This is a genomic window from Ekhidna sp., assembly GCF_039960695.1.
Taxonomy (GTDB): domain Bacteria; phylum Bacteroidota; class Bacteroidia; order Cytophagales; family Cyclobacteriaceae; genus Ekhidna.
Genome location: NZ_JBDVKP010000019.1, coordinates 41,570 through 59,273, shown reverse-complemented (window position 1 = coordinate 59,273; position 17,704 = coordinate 41,570). Strand labels below are relative to the sequence as shown.

Annotated in this window: 11 protein-coding genes; 3 read left to right on the top strand and 8 right to left on the bottom strand. The window is 39.2% G+C overall.

Annotation, left to right across the window (positions count from 1 at the left end; all coding sequences use genetic code 11):
* Nucleotides 1-57 precede the first annotated feature (57 nt).
* From atpC to ABJG98_RS13920, 5 genes are all read right to left on the bottom strand, one after another.
* Nucleotides 58-309 (bottom strand): ATP synthase F1 subunit epsilon, encoded by a 252-nt coding sequence (gene atpC / locus ABJG98_RS13940; RefSeq protein WP_348280150.1) that lies wholly within the window; start codon nt 307-309, stop codon nt 58-60.
* Nucleotides 310-422: 113 nt separating this feature from the next.
* A complete protein-coding gene (atpD, locus tag ABJG98_RS13935; protein WP_348280149.1) occupies nt 423-1,931 on the bottom strand; it encodes a F0F1 ATP synthase subunit beta in 1,509 nt (502 codons plus the stop codon).
* A gap of 86 nt (nt 1,932-2,017) precedes the next feature.
* Complete coding sequence (locus tag ABJG98_RS13930) at nt 2,018-3,235, bottom strand: HAMP domain-containing sensor histidine kinase (protein ID WP_348280148.1); 1,218 nt, start codon at nt 3,233-3,235, stop codon at nt 2,018-2,020.
* Nucleotides 3,236-3,270: 35 nt separating this feature from the next.
* A complete protein-coding gene (locus tag ABJG98_RS13925; protein WP_348280147.1) occupies nt 3,271-4,587 on the bottom strand; it encodes an ABC transporter permease in 1,317 nt (438 codons plus the stop codon).
* Nucleotides 4,588-4,609: 22 nt separating this feature from the next.
* The gene (locus ABJG98_RS13920) at nt 4,610-5,533 is read right to left on the bottom strand and encodes an ATP-binding cassette domain-containing protein (protein ID WP_348280146.1); all 924 of its coding nucleotides are present in this window, start codon (nt 5,531-5,533) and stop codon (nt 4,610-4,612) included.
* 281 nt (nt 5,534-5,814) lie between these two features.
* Between ABJG98_RS13920 and ABJG98_RS13915 the strand changes: the two genes are divergently transcribed.
* The 3 genes from ABJG98_RS13915 to ABJG98_RS13905 are packed head-to-tail and all read left to right on the top strand — an operon-like array spanning nt 5,815 to nt 9,274.
* Entirely contained in the window at nt 5,815-6,393 is a 579-nt protein-coding gene (locus ABJG98_RS13915) for a lysophospholipid acyltransferase family protein (protein WP_348280145.1), read from the top strand.
* Nucleotides 6,394-6,401: 8 nt separating this feature from the next.
* Nucleotides 6,402-6,689 (top strand): Asp-tRNA(Asn)/Glu-tRNA(Gln) amidotransferase subunit GatC, encoded by a 288-nt coding sequence (gene gatC, locus ABJG98_RS13910; protein WP_348280144.1) that lies wholly within the window; start codon nt 6,402-6,404, stop codon nt 6,687-6,689.
* Nucleotides 6,690-6,691: 2 nt separating this feature from the next.
* On the top strand, nt 6,692-9,274 hold the full coding sequence (locus ABJG98_RS13905) for a hypothetical protein (protein ID WP_348280143.1): 2,583 nt from the start codon (nt 6,692-6,694) through the stop codon (nt 9,272-9,274).
* 63 nt (nt 9,275-9,337) lie between these two features.
* On the opposite strand, the gene ABJG98_RS13900 is transcribed toward ABJG98_RS13905, so the two are convergent.
* The 3 genes from ABJG98_RS13900 to sprA form a co-directional block, all read right to left on the bottom strand.
* Nucleotides 9,338-10,015, bottom strand: a complete 678-nt coding sequence (locus ABJG98_RS13900; RefSeq protein WP_348280142.1) for an energy transducer TonB — start codon at nt 10,013-10,015, stop codon at nt 9,338-9,340.
* A gap of 107 nt (nt 10,016-10,122) precedes the next feature.
* Nucleotides 10,123-10,497 carry a glycine cleavage system protein GcvH gene (gene gcvH, locus ABJG98_RS13895; RefSeq protein WP_348280141.1) on the bottom strand — a complete coding sequence of 125 codons (375 nt, stop codon included), beginning with the start codon at nt 10,495-10,497 and terminating at the stop codon, nt 10,123-10,125.
* Between the two features lie 56 nt (nt 10,498-10,553).
* Nucleotides 10,554-17,681, bottom strand: a complete 7,128-nt coding sequence (gene sprA / locus ABJG98_RS13890; protein WP_348280140.1) for a cell surface protein SprA — start codon at nt 17,679-17,681, stop codon at nt 10,554-10,556.
* Between the last annotated feature and the right edge of the window lie 23 nt (nt 17,682-17,704).

Here is a 17,704-nt window from a genome sequence, read left to right as displayed (position 1 = left end):
AACAAAAAAAGCCATCCGCTGTTAGCAGATGGCTTTTAAAACTCTTTGTTCTATTTCTTATTCGGAAATAATTTTTTCGACAAGTACATTCACTTTGTTATTCATTACCTCAACTACTCCTCCTTCAACAAGTATATGAACTTCCTTCTCCTTTTCTTGCTGATAACGAATATCCCCTTTGCCCAGTGTAGAGACCATTGGAGCGTGATTGTTTAAAAGCTGGAACGAACCATCGCTTCCGGGAAATGATGCGCTGACCACTTCTCCTTCAAATACTTTCTCGTCTGGTGTTACTATTTCTAGAAACATAATTTTATTTTATTTCCTCTCTTAACCCCTCCAAAGGGTGATGATAAATTTATCCTTGAGATGAACTGTATATAGAAATCAATCCGTCTCAAATATTTCCTACCACGTAGTGGTTAGGCGTTTGCTTCAGCCATCAGCTTTTCACCTTTCTCGATCGCTTGCTCTATTGTACCCACAAGGTTAAAGGCTGCTTCCGGCAGGTGGTCTAACTCACCATCCATGATCATATTAAATCCTTTGATTGTGTCTTTGATATCAACCAATACTCCTTGAAGCCCTGTAAACTGCTCAGCCACATGGAAAGGCTGTGAAAGGAATCTTTGTACCCTTCTAGCTCTATGTACTACTTCCTTATCCTCGTCAGAAAGTTCATCCATTCCAAGAATAGCAATGATATCCTGAAGCTCTTTATATCGCTGAAGAATTTCTTTTACTTGTTGTGCGCAATCATAGTGCTCATCACCAAGGATATCTGCACTCAAAATTCTTGAAGTAGAATCCAATGGATCCACTGCTGGGTAAATACCTAGCTCAGCAATCTTCCTTGAAAGTACAGTCGTAGCATCCAAGTGAGAGAATGTTGTAGCTGGTGCCGGGTCAGTCAAGTCATCCGCTGGTACATAAACCGCCTGTACAGAGGTAATTGATCCTCTCTTAGTGGAAGTAATACGCTCCTGCATCAGCCCCATTTCTGTAGCCAATGTTGGCTGGTAACCTACCGCTGAAGGCATACGACCAAGAAGGGCCGATACCTCAGAACCCGCTTGGGTAAATCGGAAGATGTTATCTACGAAGAAAAGAATGTCTTTCCCTTTTCCCTCGCCATCACCATCTCTATAATGTTCAGCAACTGTAAGTCCTGACAATGCTACCCGCGCTCTTGCCCCAGGAGGTTCGTTCATCTGACCGAATACGAAGGTTGCTTTAGAACCTTTCAGTTTTTCTTTATCTACTTTAGACAGATCCCATCCGCCTGCTTCCATGGATTCTTTAAATTCTTCACCGTAATCAACAATACCGGCTTCAATCATCTCACGGAGAAGGTCATTACCTTCTCTTGTTCGCTCACCAACACCTGCAAATACAGACAAACCACCGTGCCCTTTTGCAATGTTGTTGATCAATTCCTGAATCAATACGGTTTTACCAACACCTGCACCACCAAATAGACCAATTTTACCTCCTTTGGCGTATGGCTCAATCAGGTCAATTACTTTAATACCTGTAAATAGTACTTCAGTTGCTGTAGATAGATCTTCAAATGGCGGAGCATCTCTGTGAATAGACATACCATTGGTATTGTCTACCTGCTCCATGCCATCAATGGCTTCACCTACTACATTAAAAAGACGACCTCTGATTGCCTCACCGGTAGGCATTTTGATAGGAGAACCTAGATCAACAACTTCGGTTCCTCTTTGAAGACCGTCTGTTCCTTCCATTGCGATGGTTCTCACCGCTTCTTCACCCAAGTGCTGCTGCACTTCCAAAATTACTTCTGTTCCGTCTGGACGAGTCACTTTAAGAGCGTCCATGATGTTTGGAAGCTTTGATCCTTCGGCGCTAAAGCTTACATCTACTACCGGACCAATAACCTGGGTTACTTTACCTGTATTTGCCATTATTCCTGTGGTTATATTTAATGGGGTTGTTTGAAATTTGGTGCGAAATTAAAGGAAAAAACTATAAGGAAAAAGGGATTTTGAGTTCATCCATTCAGGTATATTCGGAAAGTTGTGCCCTTATTGATTTCTGACTGTTTTACAAAAATCTTTCCTGAGTGATATTGTTCTATAATTCGCTGAGCGAGCGTTAGTCCAAGTCCCCATCCCCTCTTTTTTGTCGTATATCCGGGCCGAAACACATTTTTGATTTTTGATTTTGAAATCCCTTTACCTGTGTCCTGAACATCTACTGCAATTCTGCCCTCATTTGCTTTGAGAATACTTATATGAATCGAGCCTTTTCCATCCATAGCATCCGCGGCGTTTTTACAAAGATTTTCTATTACCCATGCAAAAAGTGACTGATTTATAAGAGCTCCAATGTCTCTATTTGGAAATGCTGAAACTGTTATTGTGATTTTAGTAGAAAGTCTCTTTTGTAGATAAATCACAATTTCATCAATGACATCAGCAATATTCATCATGGTCAATTGAGGTTCGCTTCCAATACTTGAAAAGCGATCGGTAATAACTTTTAATCGGTCAACATCTTTATCAAACTCAATTAAAACATCCTGCTGATCTTTATACAATCCTTTAAAATATTCTGACCATGCCATTAAAGAGGACAGTGGTGTCCCTAGCTGATGGGCCGTTTCCTTTGCCAAACCAACCCAAACCCGGTCCTGCTCAACTCTTCGCATATAATTAAGCACCAGAAAGGTGATAATCCCAAATAAGGCAATCACCGACAGTTGGATGTAGGGATAAAACTTTAGTTGGCTAAGCAAAAATGAGTTTTTGTAGAATATATATTTGTATCCATAGATATTGTCCTGGTCATCCTTTAGCGTCACTTCAATAGGTGGATGATCCTCTTTCATCAATTCAATCTCCTTTTTCAAAAAACTATTTCTTTGATCTTCCGAATCAATTTTATCTACCCTATCAAGGTTACGGTAGTCTTCAGGATTTTCACTCTCATCTGTGAGGATCACTGGGATTGAGTTATTCGCAGCGACAATCTCATCTAATATCAAAAAGAAATTAACGTTTTCACTTTCATTTGCCAGGAACTCCAAGGAACTGGCATATATCTCGATTTGCCTTTGCTCCCTAACTCTAATTTGATCCACCAGGCTATTGGTGTAATAGATTGATCCGAAACTTATAAATACAGCAAACCCCACTACGAGCCACTTTAAGTGGGGTCGTAGTGGGGCCAATGTATTGCCTGTTGCTTCTTTAAACTTCTTTTTCAAGAGTGATCGTTTAGTTAAAAATAACCACGATCAGTTTAATTCTTTTGCATGAGCCACTTTGCTAGTATTTTGTAATTGACTTTAGCACCGTGCATTAGGATTCCAATTCGGTAAATTCTTCCTGCCAGCCAAAGTGTGAATATAAATCCACCTACCAGTAGCACCATACTAAGAGCAATCTCCCAGGCAGGCACTCCAAAGCCAATTCGACCCATCATTACAATTGGAGATGTGAATGGGATGACAGAGAGCCAAAAACTGACAGATCCATGAGGATCATTAAACACGAACATAAATAGTCCCATAAGACCCACGATAATCGGCATCATGATCGGCATCATAAATTGCTGTGCATCTGCAGGAGTATCCACGGCTGAACCAACTGCTGCGAATAATGCACCATACAACAAATATCCTCCAAGGAAGTAGAAAACAAATAACAATACAATCTGGGTAATTGGAATATCACGTATGATTGTCATGATCTCCTGAACCTTTTCATTTGCCTGCACCGCAGAGGCTTCATTGCCTGCACCCTGCACCATCTGTGCTGTTTCAGCAGGATCCATGCTCAAACCAAAGGCGGCCATTCCGGCAAAGGATATTACACTCATCAAAATCATCCATATCAGGAATTGAAAGATTCCCACAGAAGCGACTCCAACAACCTTACCGATCATCATATGGAAAGGGCGCACAGTAGAAACAATTACTTCCACTATTTTACTATTCTTCTCTTCAATCACTCCCTGCATCACCTGAGCTCCATAAGCAAACAGGAATATATAAATCAAGAATCCCATCACATATCCGATCCCGAATGTGAAGCCTGCATCGCTTTTCTTTTCATCTCCAGTTTCGGAAATATTGAATGAATCAATACTCACATAGGTCTTTAATTGATCCAATTGCTCTTCAGTAAGCCCGGACCTTGTCAGTTTAATGTCTCTGATTTGTGCCTCAATATTGTTTTCAAATCGATCTACCAAATTCACTCCCGGACTAGTCTTTGCATAAAACAAAACTCCTTCCGGATTATCTATATCAATGTCTGGGATGTAGATAAGTGCAAAATCATCAGATTTACTGAATCCATCTTTCGCGGTTTCCAGAGGACCCTCGACTGACTGGTAAGAATATCGATCAGAGTCTTCAAAATTGATAAGTCCGCTTTCATCTAGCACCCGAACAATCTCAGTCTCTTTATTTTTCTCGTTTTGAATAGCTAGGTAAACCATCCCACCAATTATTGCTGGAAATATCAATGGTACGAGAATAGTAGCAAGTAAGAAGGACTTCTTCTTTACTCGGCTCATAAACTCTCTCTGTATTACTAAAAGTATCTTGTTCATCTTAATGTCTTTTTTTGGTGATTTAGGCTTCAACTAATTCCGGATTCTCCTTTACAAGAGATATAAATATGTCATTCATACTTGGAATTCGCTCTAAAAAAGAATGTATCTCGACTTGTCCTATTAACTGCTTTAAAAGGTCATTTGGATTTCCATCAGCTGAGTATTGAACCAACGTGCGCGTCAAATCTCTACCTATCTCTTCCGTGCTTATCACATCAAACCCTGTACCTGGTTTAATCGCACCACCCTTGTGTTCTACAAAGTAGGTTCCATCTCGGAATTTTTCTTTGATCTCAACTTTTGACCCGTCAAGTATCTTTTCTGATTTGTGGATCATTGCCACATGATCACATAGCTGTTCAACTGATTCCATTCTATGGGTAGAGAAAATGATCGTAGCACCTTTATTTCTAAGTTCGAGAATTTCGTCCTTAATCAGGTTAGCATTAACGGGATCAAATCCTGAGAACGGTTCATCCAAAATGATCAGTTTTGGCTCGTGCATAACAGTAGCTATAAACTGGATCTTCTGTGCCATTCCTTTTGACAGGTCCTCCACTTTTTTACCCCACCAGTCTATGATATTAAGTTTTTGACACCAGGCTTTTCCTCTTTTTGATGATTCTTTCATAGAAAGGCCTCTGAGCTGTCCCAGATAAACGAGCTGCTCACCTACTTTCATCTTTTTATACAAGCCACGTTCTTCTGGCAAATAGCCAATATTTCTGATGTGCTCAAGATTTAAAGGAGCATCGTCAAATAGAATGGATCCTTGATCTGCTTCAATTATTTGATTAATAATTCTTATTAGCGTTGTTTTACCTGCTCCATTAGGACCTAAAAGTCCAAAAATGGTTTTTTCAGGAATCTCCATGCTTACATTGGCTAGTGCCTGATGTTCGCTATAAGATTTACTTATGTTTTCTACTTTTAATAAACTCACAGTGATTTCAGTTTAAGATCATTAGTGCACGAAACTATTAAAATATTACACAGCCCTTGTATTTTTTTCTACTGACTGGATTTTGCGACTAATTTAGTGGCTTAATTGCGTACCTAACCGGCAATATGATTTTGAGACGTTTTTATTCGATTTGGGCAATTTTCTCGATGGCCTTCTTTTTCTTTATACTCATTATTCCAATGATTCTAATGGTGCCATTCAAGCCGCTTCATAGAGTTGCTCTTAAAATAAATTGTATTTGGGCATGGTGTTTTTTGAAAATGGCATTTATCCCGGTTGAAAAAGAGTGGAGATTCAAACTTGATAAGAAGCAGCAATACATATTATGTGCCAATCACTTCTCTTATCTAGATATACCTATTCTGGGTTTATTTCCAATGGCTTTCAAGTTTGTGGGTAAAAGTTCATTGGCTAAAATTCCTCTTTTTGGATATATGTACCGTACACTTCATATTACGGTAAATCGATCCAGCTATAGAAGCAGAGCAAGAAGTTTGGTAAAGGCAAGAGAAGAAATACAAAAAGGTCATAATCTGGGATTTTTCCCTGAAGGTGGGATCAGACTTGAAAAATATCCGGATATGGTAGATTTTAAAGATGGAGCTTTTAAGCTGGCAGTTGAAAATAATGTCCCCGTTATACCCGTTACTATGCCAGACAATTACCATATTCTTCCAGACGATGATCTGCTTAACATTAGAAGAAAAAAATGCCAAATCATCTATCATGAACCTATATGGCCGAGTGATAATGGAGACGAGCAGGTAAAGCAACTAAAAGAAGAAGTTTTTCGTGTGATTCAAACCGAACTAACAACAGCTGACGCTAACGATATCTAAATACTTTTATGAAAATTACAAAAGCGATTGTTCGAAAAACAGCCCATCTAGCTCGTTTGCATTTTGAAGAAGATAAGGAGAAGCAAATGATCCAAGATTTGCAGCAGATGGTGGACTGGGTCGAAAAGCTTAACGAGGTAAACACTGATGGTGTGGAGCCGTTGACGAATATGTCATATGAATTAAATACCTATCGTGAGGATAAGGAAACATCGCATCTACCTAGAAATAAAGTTTTCAAAAATGCTCCTAAACATAACTCTGAATACTTCAGAGTTCCAAAAGTCATCAAGTAATCGTGAGTACTACCTTTAAAAAAATCTTCACTGGCATATTTCTAGCTGGTTTGATATCCATGCTATGGGCACACCATCTAGGATATGATAGTTCCATAGATTGGGAAGTTACAACTACCGGGGAAGTCATTGAATTTCCAGCATGGAAGATGGAATCTAATCTCATGACTCATGAAATTAGTGGAGAGAAGTATTTGCTTCAGGAAAATTATTCTGGAAGTGAGATAAAACGAGACTTATCTACCGACAGTGTATTGCTAGGAATCATTTGGATGGGATTATGCCTATTTCTTGTTGCAACTACCTATCTAAAAAGATATGCCTTTTTTGCTGTCGTGGCACTCTTTGCAGTTCTTCTAAATCGATTGAATCTTTTTGAGGTCGGTTTGTTTGGATTACAATCCAAACTCATCATTCTTATCCCATTTATTCTGCTGATTACGCCATTGGTAATCTTTCATGAATATAAAAAAAATACTTCTCTACTTATTAGAATAATCACCTTGATTACGTTGAGTGGAGTAATCCTCTTTGGCGTAAATAATTCACAGCTCTTTGTTGATCACATCATTGCAAACTCGCTCTTCAGCTTCACCATATGTGGCCTTATATTTTTATTTATCGTTTCCGAAGAAATCGTTTTTAGTATTCTATATGTGATTACTTCTGGGAAAGGTGGGAAGAGTAATCATCTCCACTTTTTAGCTCTTTCATTGATCTATTTAGGGAATCTAATCCTTTACTATCTCAACAAATCCGGCCTCTATGAAAACAGTTTTTTCTTTTTTGACCCATTCATTCTTTTAGCAATCACTTCGATTGTAGGTCTTTGGAGCATGAAATTTAAAGCAGGGTTCTTATCGAAGTTCTTAGATAACTCAACGCTATTTCTAATTACTTTTAGTTTGGGAATCATTACTTTATTCTTCCTTTCTTCTCAAATGATTCGAGGAAATGATGCGGTTTATCAAGCCTTTCATTACTTTATTTTGTACTTCCACATTGGTTTTGGAACGCTTTTCTTCCTCTACATTATTGGTAATTTCATTGATCCGCTTATCAAGGGTTTTGAAGTTCATAAAATCGTCTATCGAGAGCGAAATTTTCCATATTCGAGTGCTCGGTTAGGAGGGTTCTTTGCTATTCTGGCTTTTTATTTTTTGGCGGGCCAAGAACCATATAACCTGCTAAGATCTGGTTATTATAATTACCTGGCTGTTGAAGCTAAAACTGAAGGAAATGATTTACTTGCAAAAGAATATACCTTGCAAGCAAGCTATTTAGGGTATAATACCCATTATGCCAATTACGACTTGGGATTGAGAGAAATGGAAAGGGGAGATGAATACCCTGCCAAAATCTATTTCCATAGCGCATCACAAAGATTTCCCTCAGATTACGCACTTGTCAACTACGGAAATCTTGATGCCGAAATCAATCCCAATAAAGTCCAGGCGATCTATGAAGAAGCGCTTCGTACATCTTCAAGTGGTGAATTAGAAAACAACCTCGGTGTACTACTACTTGGAAAAGGGCAGTTAGAACAATCACTTGCTTATTTTGAAGAAGCAAATAAAGTAGACGAATGGAACAATGCTCCTCTCATAAACAAATGGCATGTTTATAAAAAATTAGAGGTAATTGACTCCTCCTCTCTCTCAGAGGACTATTTAAATGAGAATTTTGGTGTTAGAAGCAATATGCTAACTACGCAATCAAAGGAATTGGAGCTTGGGTTTGAGTTTGAAAATTTGGAAAATGCAAAACCTCTTCATAGACAGTCCTACCTACTCAACAGTGCTACATTATTTAACCATGACTCTATAGAAGCATTTACAAGAAGAGAACTTGAAAATTCATCTGATGGGACTTTTAATTTTCGGCTTAGAAAAGCTTTGGCTATACATCTTTATAATAAAGGTGAAATCAATAAGGCATTTCTAATGCTTGATTATTTGCAAGCTAACTCACACCAATTTTTTAAGGGTGAGTACCTAAATGCCTTAGGTAAGTTCGCTTTGGATCAAGAAGCATATCAATTGGCTTTAGATTTTTTCAAACAGGCACTCGAGGTTAAACATAATGAGTCTCTATTTGGAAAAATAGATGCACTGGCACATCTGAGGAGATCTAATGAGATTCCAGGAATACTTTTGAACAGTTTAAAGAAAAACCCGGAGCTAACAGACCAGTCAAATATAGTTTTGGAAAAGCTTGAGTCTTTCCAAGTTCCCGAAAATCGAAAAAGAGACATTCCACTTCTCGATTCACTTGATGAAAGGACGTTAGTCAAGCTGGGAAGAATGAATGCATTTCATGAAGATCAGGTAATTGCTGTTGTTGAGACCCTTAATCAAAAAGGAATGTCAGGCGGTTACGAATTGTTAGTTGATGCGACAGAGATAAATCCATATAGCATCAAACTACTCAAGAAATATGCACTTATTGCTTTGGATTGGAATCTGATTGAATATGCTGACCAAACACTTCAAAAACTTGAAACACTTCAATCACCTGAAGATTATAGTTCTTTCACCAAACAGTATTTCGCTAAAAAAGAGGAGCTGGAGGACAGTTCATGGTAGCATGATAAAATAAAAAAAGCCTCTTGAATTTCAAGAGGCTTTCTATATCATAATTTCTATCTATTAGTTCGCAAACTTGAATAGAATATTCTGAATCATTTTTTGTCGTACAGGCTTTCCTCTTTGCTTTCCAGGCTTCCATTTTGGAGACTCTTTAAGCACTCTTACCGCTTCTTCATCACATCCAGCTCCGATTCCTTTTACAACATGGATATCAGTAAGTGTTCCATCTCGCTCCACTACAAACTGCACGAACACTCTGCCTTCAATACCCATACGCTGTGCTTGTCTTGGATACTTAAGCTCTTTCTTTAAGTACTCGTAGAAAGCAGTAATTCCACCTGGGAAAGAAGCAGATTCTTCTACAATTGTAAAAATCTCATCTACGTTCTCCTCTTCCGGAGCTTCTTCGAATACAATTTCTTCTACTACTGTCTCTTCTGTAACCTCAACATCAAGTTCAACTTCAATTTCTTCCTCGATTTCTTCCTCATCCGGAACTTCGATAATCTCAGGAACTTGAACTTTTGGAGGTGGGGGAGGTGGTTGCTCGGTAGGTGGAATATCGATGATATCTTCAAAGTCATCATCCACGTTTCCTAGGTCCATAAGACCAGTATCATCATATGACCTCCACTCGAAAGCCACAATCACCAACAATAAGCTGGCCGCCATTCCAATATTCAGGAACATACCTGACTGTCTGGATAGGTCTATTTTAGGATTTTTTTTCGGTTCCATATTCCTTCTTTTATGAAGTTGAACATCAAATATATGCCCTTCAAATTTTATATACCAAAAGGACGAAGGTATTTACGCTATTAAAGCAAAAAACATTCCAAAATTTCCTATCCTCCGACTTCTGCCTTATAATCTTCGGCTGAAATCAAGTGGTCTCCCTGATCAGAAATTTTTATCTTAATCATCCATCCCTCTCCGTAGGGATCACTATTCACTACCTCAGGATTTGATTCAAGTGCATCATTTATTTCGATCACCTCACCGGAAAGAGGCATAAAAAGATCTGATACTGTTTTTACTGCTTCAACTGTTCCAAAAACTTCACCTGCATCAAGTGACTCGCCTTCGGTTTCAATTTCAACATATACAATATCTCCTAACTCACCCTGAGCAAAATCGGTAACACCAACAGTAGCGATATCACCTTCTATTTTTACCCATTCGTGATCTTTGGTATAATGTAAATCTGATGGAATGTTCATTTGGTTAAATGGTTTTGATAATAGCAGCCAAAAATAAACCTTAGAATGGAACTCCCCTACTGTGCGAGACCAAATCTTAACTGAACCCCAAATGCAGTCGTCGCACGCTTGTATGAACTAAGCACTTTTGGGTCAGTTACATTTCTTTCCATATAAAAAGTAAAATCAAGCTGATTATTGATTTTATAAGTAATTGTGGGTCTTACTTGCCAGGTTAAATTCCCATTGGTAATCGTGCTGCTGTCGTTAATTTTTCTCTGCACAGTTTTACTATCTCTTACTGATGCTGCAACTCGCATGGTTAAGTCGTTTTCCAAAGTCACAGTTCTTCCCTGAAACTTCCAAGGTAACTTGAAACCTACTTTTGAGTACCCAATATCAAGAGTTACGTCATTGTTTACAGTTTCGGTAACCTGTGCATTGGACATATTTAGCGCCAGGTTTCGACTTTTCCGGAATTCCAATCTTGTAGAAATATTATTCTTTGTTCGCACATTGAATCCGATCAAAGGCACAAATTGCTCTGAAATCATTACCTGATTAATGATGTATACAGGAACCAACCTCCCGGTGCTATCGTCCTCTGCTAACGGATAATTAAGTATGTCATTTTGAAGCCCTATTTTATCCACACCATATTCCAAAGAATTTGTGAAACTAGACACGCTATAGGTCGAATTATAACCATGCGAAACAGTGAAGGAAGAAAACAATTCGGAAAGAGCCGGAATATTGATCAATCCTGTATAATCAAATCTCCAGTTTGGAAGCGGTGTTTTTGGGAAAGGTGTAAGAGATACATCATTTACGTTTTGTCCTGAATAGGCAGCAAGGAAAGAAGGAATTAGCACATCTTGCGATAAGGTATCATATTCACCATCAGTGTTGATTCGATTTAATCTTTCACGAATCTCAATTAGATTTTGCTCGAACTGGCTGAATGCATCAGATGAGTTTTCAGGACCATCTTTTTGAAACGCCGTATTAATGGTTAAGTATGATATCGAATAACTGCCGCTTCTCGAAGGTGTCAAGGTTTCAAACCCTCCCGTCTCATTGAACCGAAATATTTCTTGATATTGATTATTCAATCCGCGATTCCAGGTCAATTGTACCCTTAAGTCTTTAGCCGGTTCAAAGTCCGCTTTGACATCAATATCCGTCCCGAACGTTTGTTTGAATTGTGAGTTTAAATTTTCATTTTCAACTAACCATCCACTTGTAGCCGCTTTTTGCTTAATCCCAGGATCCTGACTACCCAATATGAACTCAAAACCAGGTGCATCAAACTCATCATCCAGACCAATTAAAAAAGCGTTTGGTTTGAATCCAGGCAAAGTAGTACTTTCATTGATGTTATATGTTCCGTTTATAGACTTTAACATCATAAGAAATCGCAATGCGCTATTACCCGGACTGACTGACTCCCCTCTGGCAGGAGGATCATTCGCATTTTTAAGAAAAGTGAGTTTATTGTAAAGTTTATTCATATCAACTCTACTTGTAAATCCAATTGTGCGTTGGTTATTAATCGTATTTCCAAAGAAAAGATCAATTTCGTCTCCCTCATCATCAAAAAGTGGAGTACCATCTTGACCTCCCTGATCGATGGCACCTGCAATCCAGCCATAGCCTACTGAATACCGCGAATCGGCACTTAACCAATCGGTAAATGGTAACTTATCCAATGGGAGAGAATAGTTGAGTTGTAAGCTCTGACTGAAATTCTTCATTCGACCGAGAGAGAAAATTTGATCCCAGATAAAGTCTCGCTCAGCTTTAGTATTAATGTCGCCTTCAATTATTCCACTTGGTTCATCTATCAGTGCATTTGCTGTTGCACCATATGTAAAACCAAGACTCTTGGTAATATCCCATCGTAGATTATAGTTTCTAGCAAAAGAGAAGGTTCTTTCGTAAAAAATCTCATCTTTTTCATCTAAGGGCTCGAGGTTGTCATCATAATAAATAATCGACCTAAAATCTCTTCTCAGATTGGTGGAGAAGGAAAAATTTGTTGGTATTGGAGAAAAATTGAAGTCTTTGATAAGTGCAAAATAGGGTGAGCTCAATTTCTCCGATTCACCGAATGGTTCAATACTTAAAGCAGCTGGCGAATAATTATAGTTCACACCTCCGCTCACCGTCTTATTCAATAATGTTTGGGTGTTTACATTACTTGAAATTCGATCACTGTAGGCATAGCTAAAAGACAAATTCTCAACATCATAAATATGACTTCTCGCATCCGGATTCACTTTTTCCTTTCGGACATTTGTAAAGTTGATACTCCGGCGTGTCGTTCGGTCCTCTACTATTCTTCTATATTCTTCCCGCTCCTGAGAACTATCAAAAGCCTCCAGGGATGCTTCTAATGGGACATCTGGATCCAGTGGATCAAACTGGGGTGTGATTCTTGTTTTTTCATAGCTAACAAACATTGGTACGACGAGCCCGGTCTTATCTGGTCTTAGGAATTTTTCCAGATTCAAGTTTGCAGATATATCATACTGCCTGGTCTCAGCTCTTGATCGCTCTGAGATACGTTGTTGAATTCCCCCAAAACCTATTGAAGTGTACCTGGTAGATGCGGAGATTGTTCCAAGGTCTGCAAGTTTGGTGCTTACTCTTGCGTTGGCTGCCCATCCTGCATTTGTGTCAAAATCTGTCACCCTTAATTCGTTGGCCCAGATGCATACTGATTTTGGGGAGGTAGACTCATCTCCAGGATTTTTCACACCAATCATCATAATCTTAACTGCGCTAATATCCGGACGCCCCTTTACTGTGAAGGTATATTTTCCATCATTTGACGATACTGAGTAAGGAATATTTTCGTCCAGATTAGCCCTGTTTCTTTCAGATTTAATCCCCAGAAGCTCCTTTATCGAAATATCTATTTCATTTTGTTCCGGCCAAACCTGTCTTCTAATCTCGTCTTGCGAGCCTGAAACGTCGGGAGGCGTAATTGCCAATGGGACTTCTATTTCATAGTAGTTTTCATCAAAATCTGTCCCCAAACGAATAAAAGCAGTCACTTCATCATCAAGAACCATATCATTATTATATGCTTCGGCATGAAAAAACATTTTCATCCGACCATAATTGATCAGATCATAGCTTACATTTTTATACACTGCCCTGGCATCTTTATCGTCAAGATCTTCCACACATACCTGGAGCGATTGCTCGTTGATTCTTCTGTTTTGAGGTGTGGTGTTATCAATATCACGGTCTAATCCGGGTGGGAGAACATACCGCACTCCACCTGTGGTTGACGTACTATTTTCTTCGATGCTAACAACTGAAATGGAAAAATCTGAAGTTTCAATATTTGGAATTGCATCTAATCCGGGCTCATTTAAAGCACTTTCGAACTTTCGCCACTGGCTTCCTACCAATCTCATTTGAGCGAAACGTAAGACTACTGGTTGACTCCAGTCAGTGAGGTACATCCGGATGTATTTAATGTTTTCAAATGAAGGAGTTCCCCGAGGGGTTCCTACGTTCTTTATTGGTATTCTAAAAAGATACCACGAGGATTCTCCATTCCCACTCTCAATTTGATCTACTATGTATTCGCTAAGTTCCAGATTTCCTCCATCTGGATTAGAAACACCTGGCTTTGGAGTAAGGTCAATTTCGTATTCAAAATATTCTTCCAGATCCGAAATAGTGTTATCCTGATTAATATCTTCATTATCAGGAAGAGTTGTTGAAGCTGGGATGAAGTCCCCTCCTCCTGCAGCTATTGGGGAGTTATTCTCCATCCCATTCCAATTTTTGTAGCGCCTGACTATGTCTGCGTCTGCATCCTGATCGTAAAAGGAATCAAGAATGTACCTGAAGTTATCTGCTGAAATATCAGTCTCTTCAGGGTTAAGGTTTAAGGTAATGTTATTCTGTTGGAGAATTAATGCTTCATCAGCGTCTGTCAATCCATCAATTCCTACATCCTGATTATCCCTTGCTCCCGGTGAATTTTCGAAAAAGTTAGTAAGATATTGATCTTGGGTAATTTGACCCCACGTAGTGATCTGACCTACATCACCATCGGCTGGTAGGCCGTTTTCAAATGCATGCATATCATCAGGAGCGATATCTTCAGACACGCTACCAAGATTAAAATATAGTTTTCCTCCACCTGTTTGCCGTGGGTTTCCATTGACAATTCCATCTTTTACAATCCCATTAACACCATCTATAAATGGATCCATCAGCCAAAATTCTAGGTACTCAATATTTGTTTTATTGAAGTTTACTTCATTCGTGATAGCCCGTGTGATACCTCCCCAGTTTTCTTCAGGGTTTGGTAATGTATTGTCTGGGTTAGTTTGTGGGTTATAATTGTACTGTCCTCTTTCGCTTGGGAAATAAGCTACATCAAAAATCGGCTCATTAAAGTTGACGATGGTTTGATCTCTTTGCCTGAAGATCTCCTGAGGTAAAACTGCCCGTTCATAATGATTATCCAGATCAGCATCTGAAATAGTTGCAGGTCTGGCATTGCCCCCCGCCCGGTAGAAAATGCTGTTATCAACTGTATACCATGCGATTTTGGCCTTCTTGTAATTATAGCTCAACCCCTGATTCCCACTTTGTGCCTCAGGGAAAACACGAGGCGTTGCAGCCAGTTTCCAGGCCTGCCATCCCATGATGTTAATTGGTGTTATCGCATTTTCGAAATCATCGATATACGAGGTTCCTTCACCATTTACAATGTTACTTGTGCCCGGCTTTAACTGAGCAAATTCTGCATTAATGGTGATGGTAGAAGGTTCTTTCGTATTTACCAAAGGAAGGGCGTCAACCATTTTTGTAAGAAATCTTGATTCGTTCTGATAATTGATATCCAATCCGTATTTGGTATTACTGGTAGGCTCATTTCCTACAGCATATCTGGAGATTCCTCCCGGTCGTTCATTGAGATGGAGGACCGTAGCTCCAATATTGAAATTATCGTTGAATCGATAGTCAAATCGCGCCCCAGTCAACGTCCGGGTCTGAAAATTGAATAGATCCGCCTTTTCATAGGAAACTTGTAGTGTCTTGCCAGAACTGAGTATTCCTTCATTCAGTATCCTTACCCTTCCTAAGTTGTAGTCCACAGTATAATCAAGTCCTTCTGTAAGTGGAGTATTTCCGGCAGTAACAATTACAGACCCTTCTGCAATATTGATTCCTGGCAGTGTAATCTCACTTGAAGAACCCGCAGTTAGTAATCCTGATATAACAAATTTATTTTTAGTTGCATTAAGCTCTGCAGTGGCTTTTGGTTCCTCATAAAGCTCATCGAAAACATATTTTTCTACCAGATTGCCCTCATCAGGATCAAACTGATTTTCTAAGGTTTGACCAAAGGGTTCCAACACTGGAAATATGATATTGCCATTTTGTGGATCTATGGTAAATCCCTCGATAAAATCGAAATTTCCATCTGGCTGCCTATCTCCATTTGGATTCAATCGATCCAAACCGAAAACTTCAACCAATGGCTCATCTTTTAATTTCCTTCCTTCATGAAGGGAAGGGTTGTCCTGACCTGTAGCATCATCCCGATAAATTATCCGAAGTTGAAATCCTTCCTGACCTACCTGGGCAGCATTCAAGCTGTAAATATTCTTCATCATGAGGTCCCAGGTTGGTACCTCTGTATTTATCTTATTTGGACGAATAAGTTTTAAATAAATCACCTTGTCATCAGATCTACTCTGATAGTCCTCAGTTAACTCTCCCACTTTATAGGCGGTCCCGTCAAACGTGTATTCATAGGCAACTGCTAAGATTTCATCGCTTTGCAGACTTCTAGTAAGTGTGATGTAACCGAGCTCACGATTAATCTTATATTCTGATTCTTCTAGTTTTCTGGCGGTCGTCACTTTTACGTAATCGACTGAGCTTTCAAATGAAGGGAAAGTGGCATTGATATACTGATCTACCCCATCAGCTGATTGGGTTGTTAGATTTCCAAAGAGATCATTTGCACCATTTCTGGTTGGACCACCTCTACCGGGTTGAACATTATCATCAGAACTGTAGATAACAGTTCCTTCACCCAGATCCATGAATCCAACAATATTCCGGGTTGTCTCCGTATCATTATTTCTATTGAGAACATAAACCTCTGCTCGCGTCACATTTACCCCGGAGGTAGGTTGAGGAAGTGTAGCAAGCCATCTTTCATAATTGTCTCTAAAAAAGTGACCTAGAAAAAAATGTCTGTTTTCCTCATAATCTGCAGCCTGAACTTCGAACTCTCGTCCTTGAAATCCACTTTCAATGGTTAGCGTTTCATTTCTACCCCGCTGCTGTGACAAGACTGTGGTGACGTACAGTTTTCCAAACTGCAGCTCGGCTTTAATTCCGAATAAAGACTGAGCTCCACTCATCAGAGAATTAGAAACAGGCATGCTTACATTACCAATCTCAATACGTTTGATAATATCCTCTTCATATCCTGTGTACTCGACCTTTAGATTGTTCTGGAAATCAAAAGTATTATTGTTATCAAAATTTGCTGTAATGGCTAATTTCTCCCCCACTTTTCCAACGACATTCATACTTATCTGCTGATTGAAGTTGAATGCTCCATTTTTTTGCTGTCTCAAGGGAATTGCGGGGTTATCAATTCGTTGAAACCGGGCACCAAAATCCAGATTTACAAATCCATTAGGCTGGATATCTACATAACTCCCTCCAAAAATTCGATCAAAAACCGGGCTTATGTAAAGTCTGGGGATTAAGCTTCTGCCACTGACTGCACTCTCACCATCAAGTCCTGCAGATCGATCTTTGAAATATTCTCTGTTTAATTGAGAATTATTGTATCGATTGAATTCTTCAAAGGTCATAAATGAAGCCGGACGAAAATCAAGCGATCCGATATTTTCATAAACTGAATAGGTTACCCCAGCATCATCTGAAGTTGTATCCGGATTAAACCTAACCTGAAGATCGACCTGAGATGGGTCTCTGAGGAAAAGAGGCGAACGTGAACTTCTAAAAGAGAAAGGGTCGCCAAATCGATAACTTGGTTGATAGGTGGGTTTTTTACTTGGTTCATATGGTCCAAGCGTGTCCCCCTTGACCGTATCCTGTTCCTGAAGGTATCCTGCATATCCTTCTGAACAAAAACCCAGAATCAGAAAAGCAAAAAGGAATCGTATATGCAGATTTACTCTCAAAAAAAGCGCTTGTAGTTAGATTA

Coding starts and splice junctions, on each gene's coding strand:
- atpC (WP_348280150.1), bottom strand. CDS start 309: ATGTTTCTAGAAATAGTAACACCAGACGAGAAAGTATTTGAAGGAGAA.
- atpD (WP_348280149.1), bottom strand. CDS start 1,931: ATGGCAAATACAGGTAAAGTAACCCAGGTTATTGGTCCGGTAGTAGAT.
- ABJG98_RS13925 (WP_348280147.1), bottom strand. CDS start 4,587: ATGAACAAGATACTTTTAGTAATACAGAGAGAGTTTATGAGCCGAGTA.
- ABJG98_RS13915 (WP_348280145.1), top strand. CDS start 5,815: ATGGCATTTATCCCGGTTGAAAAAGAGTGGAGATTCAAACTTGATAAG.
- gatC (WP_348280144.1), top strand. CDS start 6,402: ATGAAAATTACAAAAGCGATTGTTCGAAAAACAGCCCATCTAGCTCGT.
- ABJG98_RS13900 (WP_348280142.1), bottom strand. CDS start 10,015: ATGGAACCGAAAAAAAATCCTAAAATAGACCTATCCAGACAGTCAGGT.
- gcvH (WP_348280141.1), bottom strand. CDS start 10,497: ATGAACATTCCATCAGATTTACATTATACCAAAGATCACGAATGGGTA.